The 23,702-nt window shown below is 71.0% G+C and carries 18 protein-coding genes; 11 read left to right on the top strand and 7 right to left on the bottom strand.

Going from position 1 to position 23,702, the window contains the following annotated elements:
• Positions 1-10 precede the first annotated feature (10 nt).
• Entirely contained in the window at positions 11-1,900 is a 1,890-nt protein-coding gene (locus tag BLU09_RS06770; protein WP_090487275.1) for a serine/threonine-protein kinase, read from the top strand.
• A gap of 31 nt (positions 1,901-1,931) precedes the next feature.
• Positions 1,932-2,855, top strand: coding sequence for a DUF2381 family protein (locus BLU09_RS06765; protein ID WP_090487272.1), 924 nt, complete (start codon positions 1,932-1,934; stop codon positions 2,853-2,855).
• A 134-nt stretch (positions 2,856-2,989) separates the two neighbouring features.
• Here BLU09_RS06765 and BLU09_RS39280 read toward each other — a convergent pair whose 3' ends face one another.
• From BLU09_RS39280 to BLU09_RS06740, 5 genes are read right to left on the bottom strand one after another with little or no spacing between them, the layout of a single operon-like run.
• Entirely contained in the window at positions 2,990-3,709 is a 720-nt protein-coding gene (locus BLU09_RS39280) for an SMI1/KNR4 family protein (protein ID WP_244171484.1), read from the bottom strand.
• Positions 3,710-3,723: 14 nt separating this feature from the next.
• Positions 3,724-4,977, bottom strand: coding sequence for a PAAR-like domain-containing protein (locus BLU09_RS06755; protein ID WP_090487266.1), 1,254 nt, complete (start codon positions 4,975-4,977; stop codon positions 3,724-3,726).
• Complete coding sequence (locus tag BLU09_RS06750) at positions 4,965-6,056, bottom strand: hypothetical protein (RefSeq protein ID WP_090487263.1); 1,092 nt, start codon at positions 6,054-6,056, stop codon at positions 4,965-4,967. The genes BLU09_RS06755 and BLU09_RS06750 overlap by 13 nt, the downstream gene beginning before the upstream one ends.
• Position 6,057: 1 nt before the next feature.
• Positions 6,058-7,062, bottom strand: coding sequence for a DUF2169 family type VI secretion system accessory protein (locus BLU09_RS06745; protein WP_090487260.1), 1,005 nt, complete (start codon positions 7,060-7,062; stop codon positions 6,058-6,060).
• 50 nt (positions 7,063-7,112) lie between these two features.
• Positions 7,113-8,456: a TIGR02270 family protein gene (locus BLU09_RS06740; protein ID WP_244171483.1), complete on the bottom strand. Its 1,344-nt coding sequence runs from the start codon at positions 8,454-8,456 to the stop codon at positions 7,113-7,115.
• Between the two features lie 537 nt (positions 8,457-8,993).
• On the opposite strand from BLU09_RS06740, the gene BLU09_RS06735 reads away from it, so the two are divergent.
• The 9 genes from BLU09_RS06735 to BLU09_RS06695 all read left to right on the top strand — a co-directional run bounded on the left by BLU09_RS06735 (position 8,994) and on the right by BLU09_RS06695 (position 22,062).
• Entirely contained in the window at positions 8,994-9,473 is a 480-nt protein-coding gene (locus tag BLU09_RS06735; protein WP_090488713.1) for a chemotaxis protein CheW, read from the top strand.
• Positions 9,470-11,167, top strand: coding sequence for a CheR family methyltransferase (locus tag BLU09_RS06730; RefSeq protein WP_090487255.1), 1,698 nt, complete (start codon positions 9,470-9,472; stop codon positions 11,165-11,167). Before BLU09_RS06735 ends, BLU09_RS06730 begins: the two co-directional genes overlap by 4 nt.
• The gene (locus BLU09_RS06725) at positions 11,167-11,778 is read left to right on the top strand and encodes a chemotaxis protein CheW (RefSeq protein WP_090487252.1); all 612 of its coding nucleotides are present in this window, start codon (positions 11,167-11,169) and stop codon (positions 11,776-11,778) included. Before BLU09_RS06730 ends, BLU09_RS06725 begins: the two co-directional genes overlap by 1 nt.
• Positions 11,775-13,418, top strand: a complete 1,644-nt coding sequence (locus tag BLU09_RS06720) for a methyl-accepting chemotaxis protein (RefSeq protein WP_090487249.1) — start codon at positions 11,775-11,777, stop codon at positions 13,416-13,418. The genes BLU09_RS06725 and BLU09_RS06720 overlap by 4 nt, the downstream gene beginning before the upstream one ends.
• Positions 13,418-15,586 (top strand): hybrid sensor histidine kinase/response regulator, encoded by a 2,169-nt coding sequence (locus BLU09_RS06715; RefSeq protein ID WP_090487247.1) that lies wholly within the window; start codon positions 13,418-13,420, stop codon positions 15,584-15,586. The genes BLU09_RS06720 and BLU09_RS06715 overlap by 1 nt, the downstream gene beginning before the upstream one ends.
• On the top strand, positions 15,583-16,644 hold the full coding sequence (gene cheB / locus BLU09_RS06710) for a chemotaxis-specific protein-glutamate methyltransferase CheB (protein ID WP_090487244.1): 1,062 nt from the start codon (positions 15,583-15,585) through the stop codon (positions 16,642-16,644). The genes BLU09_RS06715 and cheB overlap by 4 nt, the downstream gene beginning before the upstream one ends.
• 58 nt (positions 16,645-16,702) lie before the next feature.
• Positions 16,703-18,469, top strand: coding sequence for an ATP-binding protein (locus tag BLU09_RS06705; RefSeq protein ID WP_090487241.1), 1,767 nt, complete (start codon positions 16,703-16,705; stop codon positions 18,467-18,469).
• Positions 18,470-18,532: 63 nt separating this feature from the next.
• Positions 18,533-20,320 carry a monovalent cation:proton antiporter-2 (CPA2) family protein gene (locus BLU09_RS06700; protein ID WP_090487238.1) on the top strand — a complete coding sequence of 596 codons (1,788 nt, stop codon included), beginning with the start codon at positions 18,533-18,535 and terminating at the stop codon, positions 20,318-20,320.
• Between the two features lie 236 nt (positions 20,321-20,556).
• Complete coding sequence (locus BLU09_RS06695) at positions 20,557-22,062, top strand: sensor histidine kinase (RefSeq protein WP_090487235.1); 1,506 nt, start codon at positions 20,557-20,559, stop codon at positions 22,060-22,062.
• On the opposite strand, the gene BLU09_RS06690 is transcribed toward BLU09_RS06695, so the two are convergent.
• On the bottom strand, positions 22,059-22,445 hold the full coding sequence (locus BLU09_RS06690; RefSeq protein ID WP_011556877.1) for a response regulator: 387 nt from the start codon (positions 22,443-22,445) through the stop codon (positions 22,059-22,061). The genes BLU09_RS06695 and BLU09_RS06690 overlap by 4 nt on opposite strands.
• Complete coding sequence (locus BLU09_RS06685; RefSeq protein WP_090487232.1) at positions 22,442-23,563, bottom strand: PilZ domain-containing protein; 1,122 nt, start codon at positions 23,561-23,563, stop codon at positions 22,442-22,444. Before BLU09_RS06685 ends, BLU09_RS06690 begins: the two co-directional genes overlap by 4 nt.
• Positions 23,564-23,702 lie beyond the last annotated feature (139 nt).

The raw sequence follows: 23,702 nt of genomic DNA, 5'->3' as shown, positions 1-23,702 counted from the left end.
GGGTGGGCGTATGAAGGCCCTGCGCCTTCGGGGAGACGTGGCCATCGGCACCCAGGTGGGGGGCTTCGTCGTGGAAGGACTGCTCGGGATGGGTGGCTGCGGCGCCGTCTTCCGCGCCCGGCGGGGTACCGCGCGCTTCGCGCTGAAGCTCCAGTCGCTCGCCGCGTTGGGCGGTTGGGCCCAGCGGGAGGTGGACATCCTCCGACGACTGAACCACCCCAACGTCGTGCGCTTCCACGCGTGCGGCCTGTGGCGGGACACCGCTCCCGAGTGGTTCTACCTGGCCATGGAGCTGGTGGAGGGGCGACCGCTGAACCGGTGGGTGGACGAGGAGAACCCCAGCCCGCGGCAGGCGGCGGCGCTGGCGCTGGGGTTGGCCCGAGGGCTCGCGGCGGCGCACGCGAAAGGCGTCCTCCACCGGGACCTCAAGGAGTCCAACATCATGGTGCGGGATGCCACCGGGGCGCCCGTGCTGGTGGACTTCGGCGTGGGCTCCTATCCCGGCGCGCCTCGCCTCACCCCAGGGGTGCTTCCCCCGGGCACACCGCAGTACCGCAGCCCGGAGGCGCTGGCCTTCCGTCAGTCGCACGCGGGCGTGGAGGGGGCGCACTACGCGCCCACCGCCGCGGATGACCTGTATGCGCTGGGCGTCGTCCTCTACTGGGTGCTGACGGGCCGCTCCCCCTTCCCCGCCCCGGGGACACCGTCGGAGGTGGAGCACGTCATCTCTCAGCCACCCGAGCCGCCTCGCGCCGTGAACCCGAGGGTGCCCGGTCCGCTGGACGCGGTGTGCTCGCGGCTGCTGGAGAAGCAGCCCACGGCGCGCTTTCCCAGCGCCGCCGCCCTGGCCGAAGCCCTGAAGGCAGCGCTGACCGCCGCGGACGGCGAGTGGGACCGGCCGCTGTGCGCGTCGTGGGAGGAGTCACCCGAGCTCTCGGCGCCACCTCCACCACAGGATGGGCTGGAGGCATGGCCGCATCAGGGTAAGCCCGCGTTGTCGCCACCCAGGCGCGGCAGACGACCAGGGCCCATCCGGCCTTCCGCCGAGGGCGGCCGCGTGAGTCCAGGGGATGTACGGGAGGAGGCGTCGCCTGGGGGCGCAGCGCCTCCCGAGCGGCTTGCGCCGGGGGCCTTGCGTTCCTGGGGCCCCGCCGCACTGGCGCTCATGGTGAGCAGCCTGGCCGCGCTGACGCTTGAATGGGAACTCACGCGACGCGACGGCGCGACGCCAGCGAGCAGGGAGCGTCCGGAAATGGCGTCACCGCACACCTCGCCGGAAGCTGTCCGGGCCGCGGTCCCGCCCTCACTGGCGGACCTCCTCCCCGCGACCGCTGCCCCTCTCATGGCGCGCGACCCGAAAGAAGCATCACCCGTGAAGAAGCCAGACATCGATCCTTCATCTTCGCCGCCGTTACGGCCATCACGCACGGTGGGCACGCTGGCCCGGCGCGCCGCCGCCACAGCTGCCGCATGCACCGCGCTGGCCTGCACGAGCGGTCCCGAGGTGCGTCCCGCGCCCCCCTCCGAACCGTGCCCGGAGGGTGCGCTGCAAGCGATGGAGGAGCGAGGTCTCCGCGTGGGTGAGCTGGGCTCTGTGATCTTCGCCCGAGGCACTCCGAAAAGAATCACCGTGAGCGAGGGCTGGGTGCGCGTCCGCATCGGGGCCACGCCCTATGAACTGGCGAACGCGACTCTGAGCGGACGGCTCAGCGTGAGAGAGCGGATCTACGGTCGCTTCACGGAAGCAGAGAAGGACGGCGAGCGCTTCCCGGTGTGCATGGAGCTCTACTACCCAGGCGACAACGAGCGTGGGACGCCGCGCGTGTCAGGAAACCATCCGCCCGCCGAGCCCATCATCGACTCCGTGGCGGGCCTAAAGGTGGTGAGGCGCTTCGAGTGACACCGCGTTCCCGCACCAGGGCTCTCCCTTGATGAATGCCTCCGCGACGGCACTGCTCATTCACACGCTCTTTGCGGCGCAGGCTGCATCCACTCCGCTGCCCCCTGTCGGGCCCTGGGCACAGACAGTGCGGCGCCTCACGGTAGGCCTCCAAGCGCCCCGGGCCGCAACGCCGCCCCCGGAAGTGCGCATCAGCCCTGGAGTGGGCACGCTGCTGCTCTTCGACACGCCAGTGGCCCGCGCGGAGCTGGAAGGCGAGAAACGCTTCACCCGCGTGAGACTGGCGGGTGACACCCTGACGCTGATGCCTTCCGCGAGCGTGGAGGACAGCGAACAGTTGCGGCTGACCGTCCACTTCGCGGACGGCGCCGCGCCCACGAGCGCGACATTCAGGTTGGTGCCCCACCCCACCCTGGCCGACCGTCAGGTGGAAGTCCACCGACAGGCCAGAAGCGCGGACTCGCTCCATGCCGAGTTGCTGGAGAAGGAGGAAGAGCTGCGGCGCCTGCGAAGCGAACTGGCGCGAATGGAGGCTGCCCGGAACCTACCAGATGGCCTCACCGGCATGCTGGCCACCAAGCAACTGGACGCAAATGGCATACGGGCGCGATGGCGCCGTGAACAACTCGTGCTCCATCCGCGCAACGCGCTCAATGTAACGAACGCAACGACCTATCGCGCCGCCACCCAGGTGGCTGTGTTCGTCGAATGCGAGGAACTGCGCGGGGACGCGTCATGGGAGGCCCGGAGCGCGACGCTGGTTCCCCGCGAGGGGGCCGCGCTCCGCGTGCTACGCGTCTGGCAGGCCGCGCCCACCGCTGCGGGCATGGTCGGCCAGTTCATCGTGGAAGCGGAGGCCACGGACACCATGAGCCTGGGCCCCTATACGCTGACAGTCTGGGCTGCGGAGGGCGACAAGCGCTCCGTCATCCTGGGCAACGTCATGTTCCCGTGAGTGCGTCCACCGGGCGCAAGTCATCCCATGCAACGCCCGTGTCCTCGCCAGAGGCGAGGCGCGTCCCTCGCACACGACATGTCGAGCCGTGGTCCAACATGTTGCGGGCGGAGGTACCGCCCCCTCCGCTGCGCCTAGCGCGTGGCGACGCTCTTCAGCCCCGTTCGTGTCTCGAACTCCTGGCGCAGTCGCTCCAGTTCCTCCGAGTCCTCGCATCCCAGGATGAATGAGAAGGTGGGCTGAGTCGGGTGCCGGTAGAGCAGCAGCGCGGCGTCTCCCCGCTCATACAGCGCGCAGTGCTCGGCGGGCGGGATGCGCTTGAAGCCCTTCTCCTCGGCCAGTGCAGTCACCGCGTCCGAACGGTGGGCAACTGCATCATCCGGTGATGAGAACTTCCGCCGGAAAGGCAGTTGCGGCAGCCGAAGCTCCTTGAAGGCTTCGCAGTAGAGGAATTCCTCCAGCCCCACATACTGGGGAGAACTGGCCTCGGGGGGGTAGTTTTTCGCCAATGGTCTGCGGACGACCAAGCAGTCATCGAGTCCATGAGGACTTGACCGATCCAGGAACCAATCAAAGCTGGAGGGTCCATTATCTCCAGCCACCGGGATATATCGCCCGTGTTGAAGCCATGTCTTGGCGTTGTAGACATCAAGAGTTCCGTCGATGGAGAAGGAGGCTTCTGCGAGTTCAAGGTCGCCCATGCTCGCTCCCATTGACTCCAGGAAACGACGATAGGCGCCCGGAAGAGAGCCTGCTTTCTTCTCCAGGAGTGCGATGTCGATCTCGTCCGCCGGGACAATCTCGCTGGAGAAGCCGGGGCGGTAGTTTTCGATGAACTCGACGAGTGATTTCATTGTGGGTTCCCGATTCAGGCGCAGGCTGTCGTGCAGTACATTGACGAGAGCTTTTCCTGGCAGTCCGAGCATGATGGGACATTTTCGCCATTCTGAAATGTCTGTTCGCGCTCCTCTGGCTCGGAGAGGCTCTTGGTTCCCAGGTCCTCTGTCCGCACTTTGAATCTTATCCTGGGCCCTCTGTCCGATTTGAGTCCCTCGACTGCTGGGTAGAATAGACGCTCAATGAGTTGCTTGGGCTTATGCCCTCCATGCTTCTCCATGATTTGCTTGGCTGCGCAGTCCCAAGCTTCTCTCGCAATCTCTGAATCGACGGGCGCGCTTGCGCATTCGAAGCCCAGTGACTTCACTGCCTTCGCAAAGCCAGGAGGAGCTTGGCCGGAGCAGGCCGCGAGCTTCTTGCCAGTGCATACGCACACCATGGCGCCAATCATGTAACCCTTGGCATAGGACTTACGCTCTCGGTTGTATCGAAGCACGGCGTGGCTGCCGAAGAAGTCCTCGAGCGCGGCGATTTGTCCCCTGAGAGTGGTTAGTTCGCCCGGTAGACTTGCCAGCTCTACTCGCTCAGAGGGGTTTGGCCCTTTCCCGCTCTTTCGATTTTCATCCGTATTCTTCCAGTCTAGCTCCTCAAGCCTTCGCTCCTTGTTTCTTTCTTCCTTTTTGACTTTGGCGTATTCGAGAATCTGCTGCTTCTGTGCATCGAGCGCGTCCTGGAGTCGTATGAACAGCGCCGCAATCACCGTCTGCGCCTCTTCTCCCGCCTCCAGAGGGTGCGTCTTCCCGCAGAGCGAGCACGGAATGTCGTCACCGTAGATGACGGTCATGACGCCAGAGGCCTGGATGATGCCCGTCATGGTGGCGGCATTCGCGGGGCTGCCGGACGGGCCGCAGTTGTTGAGCATGGGGTCGCCCAGCAACTGCACATTTCTCCCCTCGATTTTGACGTTCATCGAGCCGGGGCCGATGAACTTCGTCGGGCCATGGGTGTTGCTGGAGACGAGGCCACCTCCCGTCCCCTTGCTGGCCAGGTCCCCCTTGCTGCCGAAGCTGGCGCCGGCAATGGCGACGGAGTGCCCGTTGATGATGACTGTCTTTGAATACCCCTCGGGCGAATCGCCGCTGTTGCCGATGTTGGGCAGGGGCGTGGGCACGAAGGGCGCTGGCGGGCCGGGCATCTTGCAGACGTTGGGCAGCGTGGCCGCGGCGACGCCCGCGCTGCCTTGGGTGACGGGCGTCCTCGGGAAGTTGACGGTTACCTTGGCCATGGTTTCACTCCTCCTTCACTTCCGGACAGTGGCTCTTCCAGCAGTGCGGCGGCACGCAACCCGGCTTCCGAACTGCCCCAGAGTAGCGCGCGGGGGCCGCTCGCATACCGACGCCGCCAGGACTGCGCGCAGAGGACGAGGTTCAACGCCCCCGTGGCGGCGCCCACCTCGCCGCAACTGCTCACAGGCGTGTGAATGACGGAGGCGTCGCGGAACGCGGCCCCCAGCCGCAGGGCGACGAAGCCCCACTCCTCGGAGCGGTAGCGCTCGCCGTTGAGGTCGCTGTGGACGCACGCCACCACCTCGCGCGTGTCCTCCATCGGCACGAGCGCCTCCCCTACGGCGGCCGTCAGTCCCTCGCCCAGGTTGAGGTCATCCGTGTGAATGAGCTTCGTCTCACGGGCCGTGGCGGCGGCGCGCACCGTGGCGTGGGGCGCCAGCCTCCACCGACGCGCATCCGGAGCGGCCATCACCGCGACGAAGGCCGCGGCCTCGCCGGGGGCGAAGCCCGTGCGCGCCCCTTCTTCCAGCCATTGGTTCCGCTCTCGCAGCCAGGCCAACGTTTGGACGTCGTGGTAGCTGTCGACGCCCCCGACAATCACCAGCGGACAGCGGGCGGCGCGCCCCACCCGTGTCACGGCCTCTCGGAGTCCCTCCAGCGCCGAGGCGTGGCCCGTCAGCCGAGGCTCCACCTGCAGGCGCAGGCGCGCGCTCCCGAGAGCCGCGAGCGCGGCGACGACTCGCGCGGCATCCGCGGCCTTCCAGCCCGGGCGTTCCTCGGGAAGTCCCACCAGCACCGGCACGTCAACATTCTCCGGGGGGATGGCGGGTGCCAGCCTGGCGAGGACTTCCTCCAACGCCATGGCCCCCAGTGCGGCCATGCGCGCCGCACCGCTCCATTCCTGTGCGTCCAACAGCCCGTCCCTCGCGATGAAGGAATCGGCCTGACGCCCCAGCTCCGGCACCTGGACGCGCCGCACGCGGCTGATGCCCGCACGCACCGCCGCCGCGACGCTCTCCGCCGTCGTCCCCACCGGGGCACGCGCTCCCGATGCCACCAGTACCGCGTCGACGCCCATGTCAGTCCGTCCTCTCGGTAATGGCTGTGAAGTCGAGGCGCTCGGTGTCCTGGGGACCGACTCTCAAGCTCGTCTGGAAAACCATGCGCACCTTCATCACCTCGGGCTCAATGACGACGGTGCCCAAGGTGGCCTCATGGAAGCGCCGGACGGCGCCGAACCAGGTGGTGAAGCCGAAGCGCAGGCGCGGCAGCGTGAAGTGGAGCGTGCCCTTCGGCGTGAGGTGCACCAGGGCCACCTTCTCTCCGCCCACGAGGCGGCGCGACGGCCGCTGGTCAGCGGGGGCGCAGAGAGAAAAGCGCTCGTCGAAGTCTCGCGGCAGCAGCGGGTATCGCGTCTTCCGCCAGGCCTCGTCGAAGGTGCCTGCCAGTTCGAGCCGCGGCGACCAATAACTGGCGATGGGGCCAAAGCCAGCCGGCCCCGGCTTCGCTGGGTTGCCCCGCAGGTATTCGATGCGGTGGGCGGGCTGATCCACCAGATGCGCCTCCCGGCTGACCACCCCGCGGCCCACGGGGTTGCGCGAGTCACTGACGTGCTTGCGCGTGTCCGCGTCGCGCGTGTCGGTGCCTCCCCAGGCCCACTCGTAGAGAATGGGCTGGGTGACGAAGGGCTGGGGAGACGAAGGCCTCACGCCCGCCAGGCCGCGCGTATGGAAGCGCTCTCCGTGCACCACGAGCATCTTGTCCACATCGTGGATGCGGACGGCCACCTCGACGCTGGGCGCGGGCCGCCCACCGGGCGCATGGGCACAAGCGTTGATGAGGACGTCGGTGTTCAGCTTCGGGGCGACGAGTTCGGCCTCGTAGCGCAGACTGGAGCGCCCAGGCTCCCCCCAGTAGACGGGCTCCCGCAGTGGAGGCTCCTGCGCGTCGGCTGGGCGGAGGTGGCCCGCGTCGTCGACGTCGAAGGTCGCCTTGAGCGCGATGACCCAGTGGTGGTGGCCGTCCTTGTCACGGATCCACGTCCGCTCCGCCGCATAGGGTGTCTGGTTTTGAAGTACCCACATGGTTGGTGACGAGGCGTGCCGAGTGAAGGAGCGCGGCCTGGGGCCTGCCCTCAGCGCAGGCCGCTGTCGAAGGACCGCGTGTGGATTCGGGCGCTGGCTGCCCGGGCCTTGGCCTGCTCCGCGCGCTGGACGTGCGTGAAGGCCCGAGTGCGCACCATCAACGTGCCTTGACTCCGCAGCGCCAGCTCGCGGGCGAGGACATGGCGGCGCCGCATGGGGCTGGTTTCCAGCGCCTCCACCAGGACGCTGCCATTGAAGGGGCGGCCGAGAAGGTACCTCGTCCCCTTCGCGAAGCGCTTCTTCTCCGCGTCCCACCAGCCCCGGACGGTGGCCACGTTCGGCCAGGGCAAGTCGTCCTCGGGCCTGGGCACCAGGTCCGCGTCCAGGTCCTCCTGCAACTCCGGCGGCGGCGGAGCACCCTCGGGCCTTTCGCCAGGGAGCAGGGCGTAGGGCGCCTCCAGCCGAAGGCCTGTCATGGCCGAGAAGGCCTCCCCGGCCAGTTGTGCCACCACGGGCACCTCCAGGTACGCGACGCACGCCTCCATGGCCGCCACCCGGCCGCTGAAGCCCAGGGCCCAGAGCGCATGGGGCCGGAGTTGCTCCGCATCCAGCAGCCCCAGCAGCAAGGAGATGTCCGTCTCACTGCCGCCCATGGCGAGCAGCACCATGGCCTCGAGGCTGTGTGCATCGCGGGCGCGCACGGCGGTGCGGCACGTCTCCCAGGCCGACCTCACGCCAGACGCGAGTCCCGCCCCCATCGCCGCCGCGCGAACGCTGGGGTGGGCAGAGTCCAGCAGGCTGGGAAGCAGCCCTCGCGCAGCGTCTTCCGGCAAGGGCAGGGCCGCACGCAGGGCCGCAACCCGCGCCCGCTGCTCGCCATGGGTGAAGAAGTGCGCCAACACCTCCGGAGGTGCCTCCTGGCGAAACGCCAGCGCCTCCAGCACCTCGGCCTGCGGCGCGGTGTCCTCCCGCCTCAACACGTCGAGCAGGCGTGCGCCCAGCCCTGGAGCCTCGCTGAGCTCCAGGGCCCGTCGAATGGCGGCACGCGCTTCGGGCTCGGCCTCGCGGAGTCGCAGCAGGACTTCGTCCACCTCGCCGAGGGCCAGCAGCGAGAAGGCCGCCGCGCAGATGCGGAAGGCGTCCTCTGTCGCGAAGGCGGGGCGCAGCACGGATTCAACCGAGGAGGATGCACCCACCACCAGCCCGTCCAGGTGCGCGAGGAGGAGTTCCTCCAACCTCGCAACCTCCATCAGTGAAAAGTCTGGCGCCCCCAGCGCCTTCTCCCACTGCAGCCACCGGAACTCGGCCTCGTCGAGGTGCTCCTCCAGCACGTCTACCAACACCATGGTGCCCGCCCCCTCGACTCCGCGAAGCGCCGCTGCAAGGGCTGACATGAACGCGCGAAGGATGTCTTGCTTCGCTGGCGGCCGACGCGTGAGAGCCATTGCTTTGATTGCAGTGGCGATGGCGAACATTAAGTGGAGAACGCGAGACTTGGACAACACGTGCCAAACCCCATACGGCAAGTCGCCGTCAGCCTGTGAACGGAACGGGCGATGACGTGGCTTGATTGGAGCAGCGCCCGTCAATGACATCGCCCTTCGGGGCGACGCAGCTCACGGGCCCATGCCGCCCAGGGCACCCGCCCGTGGGCGCCGTGGCCGACGTCTTCCGGCACGGACGGGGGAGCGCAAGTCGACGGACGCGGGCGCGAAGCCGCCGCTCGTCTCCGGGGAGAGTGAGCGGCCGTTCTCCCAGCCTCACCCGCACGCGGGGGCCTCCGTCCAGGCAGGGGCACAGCGGGCACTTGTCGTGTTCCCCCCGAACCATGGGCCCATCCCCCTGTCCCCACTGAGGACTGGTGGACACCACGACCACGGGCCGACATCAATGTTCGACAGTGGCCACGTCCACGTCTTATGTCCCAGGACATGACCCCCGCACCCACGGAGGTGCTGCTGTTCACCCTGAACGGCCAGCGCTACGGACTGCCCGCCCCCGATGTGCGCGAGCTGGTACGCGCGGCGCGCCTGACGCCGCTCCCTCGCGCGCCCGCCGTGGTGGAGGGCCTGCTGGACCTTCGGGGAGAGCTGTTGCCGGTGCTGGACCTGCGCCTGCGCTTCCGCCACCCGCCCCGCCCGCTGTCCCCCATGGACCACTTCATCGTGGCCTCCGCGGGCGACCGCTGCGTCGTGCTGCGCGTGGACCGGGCCGAGGGCCTGCGCGTCCTCACACCGGATGAGTGGGACGCCACGCCGCGCCAGCTTCCGGGCGTGGGCTATGTGGCGGGCGCCGTGAAGCTGAAGGACGGGCTCGTCCTGGTCCATGACCTGCGCACCTTCCTGTCCGAGGCCGAGGCCCTGGAGCTGGAGGCCGCCCTGGCCGCGCCGCAGGAGCCGGAGCCCGCGTGAATTGGGGCCCCTGGAGCCACCCGGGTTATGCGGCCGTGCTCGCGCTCGTGGAAGAGCGCGCCGGGCTGGTGCCGCCCAGCTGCCCCGCATCCGCCGAGGAAGGCATCGCCCGCGCCATGGAGCGGGCCGGGCTGAAGGACTTCGACGCCTACCGCGTGCGGCTCGCGGAAGACCCCTCCGCGCTGGATGACCTGCTCATCGAGCTCACCGTCGGGGAGACGTATTTTTTCCGCACGCCCGAGCACTTCGAACACGTGCGGAGCGTCGTGCTCCCGGAGCTGCGCGAGCGCCACGGCCCGGGCCACACCGCGCGGATGTGGAGCGCCGCGTGTTCGTCCGGCGAGGAGCCCTACTCCATCGCCGCGCTGCTGCTGGGCGAAGGCTGGGACGAGCACATGACCGTGTACGCCACGGACGTGTCGCGCGGCGCGCTCGGCCGGGCCCGGCAGGCCCACTACGGCGACTGGTCCCTCCGCGGCGGCTGGGCGGACCGGATGCGCGCCCACCTGCGCGCCGAGGGACGACGGTACGTGCTGTCACCCGAGGTGCGGAAGCACGTGCGCTTCAGCTACCTCAACCTCGCGCTCGACACCTGGCCGTCGGCGGACAGCGGCATCTGGAAGCTGGACGTCATCTTCTGCCGCAACGTCCTCATCTACTTCAACCGGCCCACCATCGAAGCCGTCGCGCGCCGGCTCCATGACGCGCTGGATGAGGGCGGCTACCTCTTCACCGGCCCTTCGGACCCGCCGCTCGGCGGGCTGGCGCCGCTGGAGTCCATCCTCACCGAATGGGGCGTGCTGTACCGCCGGCCCCTGCCCGGAGCCACCCTCTCCCTGCCCGTCCCGGCCGCCTGGAGCCCGTCCTCCACCGGCATACCCGGAACCGCGTCCCTGGACACCACCACGACGGGCCTGTCCTCCGGCTCCGAATCCTCCACGGGGACCGCGCTCCCGGGTGCATCCGCTCCGGGCCGTCCAGGCGGCTCCGCGGCCAGAACGACGGCCCCTGCCTGGAGTCCCCCCGGAGCGGGCGGGACCTCCTCCCAGGCGGAAGGAACGCGCGTGGCGGGCCAGCCCCAGGCCGGCGCGGGGACCGTCCTCGGGAACACAGCGGGCACCGGTGCCCCCGCCTCGCGGAGCGTCACCCTCCCCGGGGCCGAGACACCGACGCACGCCCCCAGCGCGGCGGCCATGCACGCGGCACGGCAGGCCCTGGCGCGGGGCCACTGGCGCGAAGCGGCCCAGCACCTAGGGGCCTTGGACTCAGACGCGGACACCGCCGCCATGGCGGTGCGCGCGCTGGCGAACCTGGACGCCGCCGCCGCCGTCTACGCCTGCACCGAAGCAGCCGCCCGGCATCCCTTGGTGGCGGGGCTGCGCTACCTGGAGTCCCTGCTGCTGCTGGGCCAGGGGCGCGCGGCGGACGCGGAGCGCGCTGTCCGGCAGGCGCTGTACCTGGAGCCCACACTCATCGTGGCGTGGCTCATCCTCGGGCGCGTGCTACGCAGGCACGGCGACACGTCCGGTGCCCTGAAGGCCTGGCGCGAGGCGGAGCAACTGTGCAACGCCCTGCCTCCGGACGCGCCCGTGCCTCACGCGGACGGCGAGAGCGCCAGCAGGCTGGCCGAGGTGGCGCGTGGGGAGCGGTCACGCATGGAGGCAGCCCAGGCTGCCGGTGAGGAGCTGAGCTGATGCCGGGTTCCGGCGGAATCGACTGGGAAGCCACACGCGCGCGGCTGGCGCGGCTGGCCAACCTGGAGCAGGAACAGGGCGCCTTGTCGCCCGAGGAGGCCACGGCGCTGCTGGAGGCCCGCGCCCGGGCACTCTCGCGCGAGCCCCGTCCCCAGGTCGCCCCTGGCACCTTGCGCGAGGTGGTCCGCTTCAAGGCCGCCGGTCAGCGCTATGCCCTGGAGTCCCGCTTCGTGCTGGAGGTGGTGCGCGCGCCGGAGTTGGTGACGCTGCCGGGCGCGCCCCCCGCGCTGCGCGGCCTCACCCTGATGCATGGCGAGGTGCTTCCCGTGGTGGAGCTGGCGCCGCTCTTCGGACGCGCGCCTTCGGATGCCGCGGGCCCGCTGCTCGTGGTGGGCGTGGGACGGGCGGAGCTGGGCGTACGCACCGAGGAAGTGGAGGAAGTCACCGTGCTGGCGGGCCTTGAGCTGCTGGCGCCGCCCACCTCCCTGAACGACGCCGCCGGACACCTCGTGTCCGCGGCCGACAGGGAAGGCACCCTGGTACTGGAGGGAGAGGCGCTCCTGGGTGACAGTCGCCTCATGTTCGATATGTCCGGCGAAGGAGCAGTATGAGCATCGGGAACCGCATCGCACTCGGATTCGGACTGTCGCTACTGATGTTGCTCATCGTGGCGGGTGTGTCCTTCCAGGGCGCCAATCAGCTCACGACGAGCACGGCGGGCCTGCTGACAGCCCATGAGAACTTCCGCATCATCCGCGAGGTCCGCGCGCTGCTGATGGACGCCGAGTCCGGCCAGCGCGGCTTCATCCTCACGGGGGATGAGTCCTACCTGGTGCCCTATCGGGAAGCGACGGTGGCGCTCCAGAATGACCTGTCCCGCCTGCGCGACACCATGGCGAACCACCCCCACCAGCGGGCGCGCCTGAACCGGCTGGAGCCCATCGTCACCCAGCGGGTGAACCGACTGGAGGACGGCATCCGCCTGCGCAGCCAGGAGGGCCTGGAAGCCGGAGCGAAGTTCGTCCAGGCCGGCCAGGGCCGGGAGGTCATGCTCCAGGTCAAGCAGGTCATCGACGAGATGCTGGTGGCGGAGCAGGAGCGCTGGGACGAGCACGCCACCGCCGCCCGGGACATGGCCCAGCGCATCCTCTGGGTGCTGGGCATCGGCACGCTGCTGGGCGTGCTCATCGTCGGCGGAGGCAGCTACATCATCACCCGCGGCATCACCACGCCGCTGCGCGCGCTCATGGTGGGCGCCGAGCAACTGGGGCGCGGAAAGCTGGAGCACCGCATCGACGTGAAGGGCCAGGACGAGACGGCCCAACTGGCGCGCGCGTTCAACGACATGGCGGAGAAGCGCCAGCAGAACGAGGTCCAGTTGGAGAAGGAGTCCGAGCAGCGCGAGCACACGCTCCGCACCGTGGCGGAGTTCGTCAACCAGCTCGCCGGCGCCAGCGCGGAAATCCTCTCCAGCACCACCGAGCAGGTGGCCGGCGCCCAGGAGCAGGGCAGCGCGGTGACGGAGACGGTGAGCACCATCGAGGAAATCACCAAGACGTCCGAGGAGGCCGCGGGCCGCGCCCGCGCGGTGAGCGACTCCGCCCGCCACGCCGAGGACGTGGGCCGCAGCGGCCGGCGCGCCGTGGAAGAGGCCGTGGGCGCCATGGGCGCGGTGCGTGAACAGGTGGAGTCCATCGCCTCGCGCATCCTCGCCCTGGCCGAGCAGGCCCAGGCCATTGGCGACATCATCACCACCGTCAACGACATCTCCGAGCAGACGCACATGCTGGCGCTCAATGCCTCCATCGAAGCCAGCCGCGCCGGCGAGCACGGCCGCGGCTTCGCGGTGGTGGCCTCCGAGGTGAAGGCCCTGGCGGACCAGTCCAAGAAGGCCACCGGCCAGGTGCGCCAGATTCTGGGGCAAATCCAGAAGGCCACCCACGGCGCGGTGATGACCACCGAGGAAGGCACCAAGAGCGTGGCCACCGCCACCCGCGTGGTGTCCGAGGCGGGCGCCAACATCCAGACGCTGTCGGACCTGCTGGCCCAGGCCTCGTTGACGGCGGCGCAGATTGCCGCCTCCGCCAACCAGCAGGCCACCGGCATCGGCCAGATTCGTCAGGCCATGCATGACGTGAATCAGGCCACGCAGCAGGCCCTCATCTCGTCGCGGCAGACCGAGCGCGCCATGCAGGACCTCAACGGCATGGGCCAGAAGCTCAAGGGGCTGCTCGGAGAGTACGGGCGCTGATGGACCGCGACCGGTTGGCCCAAGCGCTGCTGGCCACGTTCCTCGAGGAGCTCGAGGGCCACGTCGTCTCGCTCAACCGCGAGCTGCTGGCCCTGGAGCGAGAGACCGTGCCCGCGCGCATGGCGGAGCTCGTGGCGTCCCTGCTGCGCACGCTGCACAGCGTGAAGGGCGCGGCGCGCGCGGCCAGCGCCACGCGGGTGGAGACGGCCTGCCACCGCATGGAGGAGCTGCTGGAGCAGGTGCGGGACGCGGGCGCCGGCACGCCCGACGTGTACGAGCTGTGCTTCACCACCGTGGACGCGCTCGACGACGCGGGCCGGCGCCTGGCCGCGCGGGAGGACCTGGCGGGCTCGCCCCTGGAGAGCCTGCTGCCCCAGTTGGAGCGCGCCGTCGGACGCCGGGCTGGCGCGCCCGCCCCCACGCGCGCCGAGCCGCCACCGCCGCCTCCGCCCATGCTGACGGACGCGGTGCCCGCCCCGGCCAGCGTGGAGCCGCATCCAAGCGGCGGCGCGTCCCCCGGAGCCGAAGCGCTGCCCGTGCGCGTCTCCGCGCAGAAGCTGGACGCGCTGCTGGCACGCAGCGGTGAGCTGCGCGTGGCGACGCTCCGGCTGGAAGGCCGCGCGGACGCGCTGGAGTCGGTGCGCGAGGCGCTGGCGCAGGCCCGCGAGGCGGTGCTCGGCACGCCCGGCGAACAGGCGCTGCTGCGCGCGGAGACGGAGCTGGCGCGGGTGGCACTGGAGCTGGCGGCGGACCGCCGGACGCTGGGCGGCGTGGCCACGGGCCTGGACGACGAGGTCCGCCGCGCGCGCACCCTGTCCTTCGAGGAAGGCTGCGAGGGCCTGGAGCGCGCCGCGCGCGACGTGGCGCGCAGCCTGGGCCGGCAGGTGCGGCTGGAGATTCATGGGGGCGCGTTGGAGCTGGACCGCTCGCTGCTACAGGGGCTGCGCGAGCCGCTGCTGCACCTGGTGCGCAACGCGGTGGCCCACGGCCTGGAGAGCCCCGAGGAACGCCAGCGACTGGACAAGCCCGCCGAGGGACGCCTTCTCCTCACCGCGCGCCTCAAGGGCAGCCGCGTCGAGGTGACGGTGGATGACGACGGGCGCGGCCTGGACCTGGGGGCACTGCGGGAGCAGGCGCGCGCCCGGGGCCTGCGGGTGCCTGACAGTGACGAGGAGGCCGCGCGGCTGGTGTTCCTGGCCGGCCTGTCCACCGCGACGAAGGTGACCCAGGTGGCTGGCCGTGGCGTGGGCCTGGACGTGGTGCGCATGCACGTGGAGGGGTTGCGCGGCAGCGTGGAGGTGACGACCCGGCCAGGCCAGGGCACCCGCTTCATCCTGGACGTCCCCCTCACGCTGAGCACGCTGCGGGTGCTGCTGGTATCGGCGGGCGGGCAGACGCTGGCGCTGGCCAGTGAGAGCGTGGCGCGGCTGGTGCGCCTGGCGCCCGACGAGGTGCGCGACGTGGAGGGCCGCCCCGCGTGGGCCTCCGGTGACGCGCTGGTGCCGTTGGCCTCGCTGGCGGAGGTGCTGGGGCTGCCGCCCGGCCCGCCTCGCGCGCGGCGGGGCGCGGTGGTGCTGGCCGCGGGCAGCGCGCGCGCCGTGGTGGTGGTGGATGAAGTACTCGCCGAACAGGAGGCGCTGGTGCGCTCCCTGGGCCACCGCGTGCGCCGGGCCCGGCACGTGTCCGCGGCGGCGGTGCTGCCGGACGGACGGCTGTCGCTTCTGCTCAACCCCGTGTCCCTGGTCCGCGCGGCGGGTGGCCGCCCGGCGGCCTCGCTCTTCCCCGCCCCCGCCGCCCAGCGGACGCGGCGGCGGGTGGTGCTGGCGGACGACTCGCCCACCACGCGCGCGCTGGAGCAGAGCATCCTGGAGAGCGCGGGCTATGAAGTGGTGGCCTGCGTGGACGGCGCGGACGCCTGGGAGCGGCTCCAGTCGGGCGGCGCGGACGCGCTGGTGCTGGACGTGGAGATGCCGCGCATGGACGGCTTCGCCCTCACCGAGGCGGTGCGGGCCTCGCCGCGCTTCTCCCGGTTGCCGGTGGTGCTCGTCACCGCCCGTGGCAAGCCAGAGGACAAGGCGCGCGGCCTGCAAGCCGGCGCGAGTGCCTATCTGGTGAAGAGTGCGTTCGACCCGACGAGCCTGCTGGAGACGCTGAGACGACTGCTATGAAGAACGACCCGTTGCGCATCCTGGTGGCCGAGGACTCGCCCACCGCCCGACGCCTGCTGGTGGAAATCGTCCGCGCCGACCCCGCCCTGACGGTGGTGGGCGAGGCCAGGGACGGTGTGGAAGCAGTGGAGCTGGCCCAGCGCCTGCGGCCCAGCCTGGTGACCATGGACATCCAGATGCCGCGGATGGACGGCCTGGAGGCCACCCGCCGCATCATGACGGAGGTGCCCACGCCGGTGGTGGTGGTGTCCACCCTGGTGGAGCGCGACATCCAGACGTCCATGGCCGCGCTGCGCGCCGGCGCGCTCGCGGTGCTCCAGAAGCCCCTGGGCCCGGAGTCCCCGGACTTCGACGCGGAGAGCCGCCGCCTGCGCGACACCCTCAAGGCCATGGCCGAGGTGAAGGTGGTGCGCCGCTGGCCGGACCGCGCCACGCCCCTCGCGCCGGTGCCCACCCCGCCCGCGCCGCCCGTGTCGCCCACGCGCCCCGGCGTGGTGGCTCTGGCCGCCTCCACGGGCGGTCCGGCGGCGCTCTTCCGCCTCCTGTCCGAGCTGCCCGCCACCTTCCCCGTCCCCCTGCTGGTGGTGCAGCACATCGCCATTGGCTTCAGCGAGGGCCTGGCGCAGTGGCTGCGCACCGCGGGGCCCTTGCCCGTGAAGGTGGCGGAGGATGGCGAGCCCCTGCTCCCCGGGCATGTGTATCTGGCGCCGGATGATCGCCACCTCGGCGTGCGAGGCGAGGGCCGGGCGGAGGTCTCCCGGGCCGCGCCGGTGAATGGCTTCCGGCCGTCCGCGACGTGGATGTTCCGCTCGGTGTCCCGCGCCTACGGGCCCGCGTCGCTCGCCGTCATCCTCACCGGCATGGGCCAGGACGGACTGGAGGGCGTGCGCGAACTCCACGGCGCCGGAGGCCGCATCCTGGCCCAGGACGAGCAGTCCTCCGTCGTCTACGGCATGCCCGGCGTGGTGGTGGGCGCCAACCTGGCCCACGAAGTCGTCGCCCTGCCCGACCTGTCGAGCCGGCTCACCTCGGCTTTCCGGGGTAACGGGGGAGCCTGAGTTACACGCGCCAGAACATTGGATTTTAAAACATCCACAGGATTCTCCCGGTGCCGGGATGGTCCGGCGCCCGTGCGGTGTCATGATGGGGGCCCCTTCCAGCCCGTCCTCATTCATGGCAGCTCGACTCCCCGCATCCCTCGCCACCGTCTTCGCCGCGCTCCCCGACCCGTCCTACGTCCTGGATGAGACGGGGCGGGTCCTGGTGTGCAGCCAGGCGGGCGCGAGGACGGTGGGCCGGCTCCCCGAGGAGCTGGAGGGCAGGCACTGGGGGGAGCTGGGCTTCCCGCCCGAGGAGCTGGCGCGGCTGGAGACGGCGCGCGCGCGGGTGATGCTCATTCAAGACACCTGCCAGTTGGAAGCCCCCTGGGCCACGCAGACGGGCCCCCGGAGTCACGCGCTGACGCTCAGTCCCCTGCCCTCGGAGGATGGGGGGCCTGGCTGCGTGCTGGTGACGGCGCGCGCCCTCACCGACGCGGAGGCCGTGTTCTCCCGCGCCATGGAGCTGGAGCTGGCCGCGCGGGCGGAGGTGGAGCAGGCCGAGCGCCGCCGCTCCTTCCTCTACCAGGCGATGACGACGCTCTTCACCCACCCGCCGGACCCGCAGGGCATGTACACGCTGCTGGCGCACCTGGCGGTGCCCGACCTGGCGGACTGGTGCCTGGTGGACGCGCTGGAGCAGGGCCCCTGGGTGACGCGCGTGGCGGCGGCCTGCCTGGACCCGACGCAGCAGGAGCGCTCGGGCGCGCTGCCCACCCGCACCGAGCTGCGGGACGACGCCGCCGTGGGCCTCTTGCGCGTGCTGCGCACCGGAGAGCCGGAGCTGGTGCCGGCGGTGACGGATTCCCTGCTGCGCGCCGCCGCGGCGGAGCCCGCGCACCCCGCGCTGCTGCGGCTGCTCCAGGCGCGCTCGTACATGATTGTGCCCCTGCGCGCGCGCGGCCACACGCTGGGCGCCGTCACCTTCGTGTCCTCGGGCTCCGGGCGGCGCTACGGCCCGGACGACCTGGCGCTGGCGGAAGACTTGTGCCTGCGCGCCAGCCTCGCCATCGACAACGCGCGGCTGGTGGGTGAGTCCCGGCGCGCGGCGCGAGCCCGTGAGGACTTGCTGGCCGTGGTGTCGCACGACTTGAAGAACCCGCTGGGCGTGGTGCAGCTGGGCGCCGCGCTGCTGCTGCGCGGCGCGGGGGCGAAGCCGGGCGGCGAAAGCGTGGCCAAGCAGGCCACCCGCATCCAGGACGCCACCGAGCGCATGTCGCGCCTCATCTCCGACCTGCTCGACTGGGGCCGGCTGGAGGCGGGCGGCCTGCCGCTGGAGTGGGGCGAGCACGGCGTGGCGGGGCTGCTCACCGAGGCGCTGGACTCCATCCGTCCGCTGGCGGAGGCCAAGGGCCTGCACCTGTCCGTGGAGCTCCCCGCCGCGGACGTGCGCGTGCGCTGCGACAAGGTGCGGGTGCTCCAGGTGCTGGGCAACCTGCTGGGCAACGCGGTGAAGTTCACCACCGCGGGGGGCGACCTGATGCTGGGCGCCCAGGCGCGCGGCGGTGAGGTGTCCGTCCACGTGCGCGACACCGGCTCCGGCATCGCTCCGGACGCGCTGCCCCACATCTTCGACCGCTACTGGCAGGCCCGCGACGCGGCCAGCCGCGGCACCGGACTGGGCCTGGCCATCGCCAAGGGGCTCGTCGAAGCCCATGGCGGTGGCATCCAGGCGGAGAGCACCCTGGGCGAAGGCAGTGTGTTCACCTTCACCCTGCCCTCCGCGGGCGCCTCGGCGTCCCACGCTGTACACCCGCCGCTTGCACGCAGGGCCACGGACGCCTGAGCCCGCGGGGCCCCGCGCCCGCGCCGAATTGCCGCCACGCGGACGTCCGTGCAAGGAAGCCGCATGTCCTTCCTGCAGCAGGCGCTCGTGTTCCTCGCGGCGGCGGTGCTGGCGGTTCCTCTCTCGCGGCGGCTCGGACTGGGCTCCGTGCTGGGCTACCTGGCGGCGGGCGCCGTCATTGGCCCCTGGGGACTGAAGCTCATCAGCGACGTGGAGCACATCTTCCACGTGGCGGAGCTGGGCGTGGTGCTGCTGCTGTTCGTCATCGGCCTGGAGCTGCAGCCCAGCCGGCTGTGGGCGCTGCGCCGCTCCGTCTTCGGCCTGGGCGGCGCGCAGGTGCTGCTCACCGGCGCGCTGCTGGCCGGCGTGGGCCTGCTGTGTGGCCTGACGTGGGGCGCGGCCATCGTCACGGGCTTTGGCCTGTCGCTGTCCTCCACCGCCTTCGCGCTGCAACTGCTGGCCGAGCGCAACCGGCTCACCACGCCGTATGGCCAGCTGGCCTTCGGCATCCTCCTCTTCCAGGACCTGGCCGTGGTGCCGCTGCTGGCCCTGCTGCCGCTGCTGGGTGACGGCGGCGCGCCCTCCCCGGGGCCGGTGTGGCTCCTGCTCCTGAAGGACGTGGGCGTGCTGCTGGCGGTGGTGCTGAGCGGCCGCTACCTGGTGCGCCCGGTGTTCCGCGCCGTGGCCGCCACCCACAGCCAGGAGCTGTTCACCGCCACCGCGCTGCTGCTGGTGGTGGGCACCGCGTCGCTGGTCAACGCGGTGGGCCTGTCCATGGCGCTGGGGGCCTTCCTCGCGGGCGTGCTGCTGGCGGACTCCGAGTACCGCCACGAGCTGGAAGCGGACCTGGCGCCCTTCAAGGGCCTGCTGATGGGCCTGTTCTTCATCAGCGTGGGCATGTCCGTGAACCTGAGCCTCATCCTCCAGAAGCCGCTGCTCGTCTTCGGGCTGGTGCTGGGGCTGGTGGCCCTCAAGGGCGCGGTGCTCTACGGGCTGGGGCGGATGGCCCTGGGGCGGCGTGAGCCGGCGCTCGACCTGGCCGTCGTCATCTCCCAGGGCGGTGAGTTCGCCTTCGTGCTCTTCTCGCTCGCCACCGCCCAGCACGTCATGGAGCGCTCGCTGTCGGAGCTGCTCGTGGTGGTGGTGGGCCTGTCCATGGCCACCACGCCGGTGCTGTATGCCGCGCACGAGCGCTGGGTGCGCCCGCGCTTCCAGCCGAAAGCCTCGGGGCGCGAGTTCGACGTGGCGCCCACGGAGGACAACCCCGTCATCATCGCCGGCTTCGGCCGCGTGGGGCAGGTGGTGGGCCGCCTGCTGCGCGCCAAGCGCATCGGCTTCACCGCGATTGACGCCAGCCCGGAGCAGATTGACTTCATGAAGCGCTTCGGCAGCCAGGTCTTCTACGGAGACGCCTCACGTCTGGACCTGCTGCGCGCGGCCCGCGCGGACAAGGCGAAGGTGTTCGTGCTCGCCATCGACGACATCGAGGCGTCCCTGCGCACCGCGCGGGCCGTGCAGCAACACTTCCCCCACCTCATCTTGTTCGCCCGCGCGCGCAACCGCGTGCACGCCTACGAGCTGCTGGACATGGGAATCGACCGGGTGATGCGTGAGACGTTTCTCGACAGCCTGGAGATGGGCACCGGGGTGCTCCAGGAGCTGGGCCTCACGTATTCGGAGAGCCGGCGCGCCCAGGAACGGATGATGGAACACGACGAGCGCCTCCTGCGCGAGACGGCCCGGTTCCACCGCGACGAGCAAAAGCTCGTGGAGTTGGCCGACAAAGCTCGCAAAGAGCTGGAGAGCCTCTTCGAGAAGGACGAAGCGGAGCACCCCGACAGAACCTCGTGAGCCACCGCCTGCCTGACTTTCTCCACCCTCCCTCGAAAGTGACTTCCTGAAATTCTTGTTTCACCCAGGCTGCATCCACCCGGGTCGCATTCCTCTGTCACGGATGCACCCTGGAGGCGGGGGTCGCCTCCCTTCCAGGCAACGGGGGCGACACACAGCGCGCTGATGCCTGCCTGGCATCGCGCGGGGCGGAGAGCGGGGTATGGTTCCGTTCCCACCGCTGAAACCGAAGAGGCATGCCCCCCACCCCCGCCAAGAAGCGCCAGCGTCCCCTGGCCGAGCCTTCCGCCGAGGCACTCTCCCCCGAGCTGCTGCAAACGCTCCTGGAGGCGCTCCCGGACGCCTTCTTCCTGCTCGATGCGCGGTGGTGTCTGGCGTACGTGAATCCAGACATGGCCCGGCTGCTCGGCGACGCGGCGCGGTTGCAGGACGACGTGCGCCGGGTGTGCCCGGAGCTGCTGGAGCTGAGCCGTCACCTGCACTTCGAGCAGCCCGTCTCCGAGCAGCCCTCCGTCCGCTACGAGCACGCCTGGCCGGGAGCGGAGATTTGCCTCGACGTGCGCGTGCGCCCGGTGGAGGGCGGCCTGCTGGTGCACTGCCGCGACATCACCGAGGAGCGCAAGGGGCGCGAGGCGCTGCGCCGCAACGGCGAGGTGTTCCGCGCCATCCTCGAAGGCACCACGGACGCCGTCTACACGAAGGACCTGGACGGCCGCTTCACGATGATGAACGCGGCGGGCGCGAAGGCCGTGGGCTACCGCGCCGAGGACGTGGTGGGGCGCACGGACCTCGAGCTGTTCGACCCGGCGGTGGCGCGCACCAACGCGGCGAACGACCGCGAGGTGTTCGCCTTCGGCCGCACCGTCACCTACGAGGACGCGCAGCCGGGCGTGGACGGGCCGCGCGTGTGGCTGTCCACCAAGGGCGTGCTGCGTGACGCCGAGGGCAAGGTGTTTGGCCTGTTCGGCATCAGCCGCGACATCACCCAGCGCAAGTGGGCGGAAGAGGAGGCCCGGCGGCACTCCGAGTTCCAGGAGCAGCTCATGGGCATCGTCACCCATGACATCCGCAGCCCGCTGGGCGCCATCATGAACTGGTCGCGCGTGCTCGCCGCGGGCGGCACCGACGAGGATGCGCAGCGCACCAGTCAGCGCATCGCCACCGCGGCGGTGCGCATCGAGCGGCTCACCCGGCTGCTGCTGGACTTCACGCGCACGCGGCTGATGGGCGGCGTGGCCATTGAGCCCCGGCCGGTGGACCTGAAGGACCTGGTGGCCAAGGTGGCCCACGAGTTCGGCGTGGCCTTCCCCCAGCGCACCGTCGAGGTGGACCCCAAGGGCAACACCCAGGGCGTGTGGGACCCGGATCGGCTGGCGCAGGTGACGTCCAACCTGGTGGAGAACGCGCTCAAGTACAGCCCGCCGGACACGCCGGTGCGGCTGACGGCGCGCGGGCTGCGCACCCGGGTGGTGCTGGAGGTCCACAACGCCGGCCGCCCCATTCCGGACAACCTGCTGCCCCACCTCTTCGAGCCCTTCCGCGGCGGGCCCCAGAGCTCGCGCACGCTGAAGATGAGCTACGGGCTGGGGCTCTTCATCGTCCGGGAAATCGTCCAGGCGCACGGCGGCACCATCGAGGTCCGCTCCGATGAGGCGGAAGGCACCACCTTCACCGTGACGCTGCCGCGCCGCTCCATGCCGGCCCGGCCGCCCCAGCCTCCCACCGGAAGCCCGCGCGACTAGTCCAGGTAGCGCCGCAGCAGGGCCACCAGCGCGGCGCCGTCGAAGGGCTTGGCCACGAAGTCGTTGCAGCCGCTGTTGAAGCACGCGCGCACGCTGCGCGCCTCGGCGCGCGCACTGCAGAGGATGATGGGCGTGCGCCGCGTCGGCTCCCGGTCGCGCAGCAGGCGGCACGTCTCCAGCCCGTCCAGGTGCGGCATCAGCACGTCGAGGAAGACGAGGTCCGGCCGCTCCTGCTCCGCGCGCGCCAGCGCCTCCAGCCCGTCCCGCGCGACGATGGCGTCGTGGCCCAGCTCCGCCAGCAGCATCCGCTGGAGCAACAGGACGGTGTCCGAGTCATCCACCAGCAGGACCTTCTTGCGCCTCGGTGCGCCTTGCGCTGTCACGGGCGCACCTCCGCCTGGCACAGCTGGCGCAACTGCATGAGGCGCGGTGGGCCCATGCCCAGGAAGCGCACGCCCATGCCGTAGGGGTGGGACACGCCGTTGCGAGGCGCGTAGGCGTGGGCCCAGGCCACCACGCCGTGTGTCTCCAGGCGCTCGCCCAGGGTGGGCAGCAGGATGTGCAGCTCCACCGCCGTCCCCGCCTTCGCCGGCACCAGCGTGCGCACCAGGAGGCCGCCCGGGCTCAGCGCGCTGGACACGCCGGAGCGCCACTCCGCGCCGCGCGGCCCCGCCTCGCCGAAGGACACCGGACAGCAGAAACGCACCCGCGCCTCGACACGCAGCGAGGCGTCCTCCCGTCCTAACAGCGCGTGGAGGCGAGGCAGCAACGAGGCCGGACGCACCGGCGCGGCCGCGTCCAGCGTGAGCGACGGCACCCCCGCCAGCAGCGGCTGCAACCGTGGAGAGGGCAGGCCCCGGGGCACACCTGGCCCGCCTTCCCGAGACAACACCAGGTCAGGCCGCTCACCGTATTCGGCCACGCGCGCGGCGCCACCGCCCACGGTGGCGCTGTAGAGGATGCGATGACCACACGCCTCCAGCAGGGCGCCCAGCCCGCTCCACGCCAGGGGGCCACTGGCGCCGGCCAGCAGCAGCAGGCGCGAACGCACACGGGATGCACGCACCGGCGCGGCCGGGACGCCGCCACCCGCCAGCATCGCCAACCGCGCGCGCAGCTCGTGCGTGCGCAGGGGCGACAGCAGACAGTCCTCGACCCCCTCCGCGTCGCCCACCTCGAGCACCTCGGCGGGCGTCTCCGGCTCCGCCACCAGCACCACCGGCGGACCATCCCCCCCCAGGCGCAGCTTCAGCGCGCGCAGGCCCATGCCCGCGCCGGCCACCAACTGCCGCCAGTGCACCAGCACCAGGGAAGGCCGCGTGTGCTGCACCTCCAGGAAGGCGGACTCCAGGGAAGGCACCTGCAAGGCCACGCAGCGCAAGGGACGCAGGGCTCGTGACAGCGCCAACCAGGATTCGCTCGTGGCCCCCACACACAGCACCCGCGGCGCTGCTTCCACCGGCCCTGGTGAAGGACGCACGCGTCCTGGAGCCGTCATCATGCGGAGCCTCCCGTGTCTTCGTCCCCCCCGGCCCGCCCACCGCGCTCATCCTGCGACTTCGAAGTATGAGAAACGGCCAGTCAGAGAAAATCCCCCTGGGTCCGATTCCAAAGACAGATGGGAAATAAAGGACACCGGC

It is taken from the genome of Myxococcus virescens (assembly GCF_900101905.1).
Lineage (GTDB): Bacteria > Myxococcota > Myxococcia > Myxococcales > Myxococcaceae > Myxococcus > Myxococcus virescens.
The sequence above is the reverse complement of the archived record's forward strand: the minus strand, read 5'-3'. Positions and strand labels throughout refer to the sequence as shown.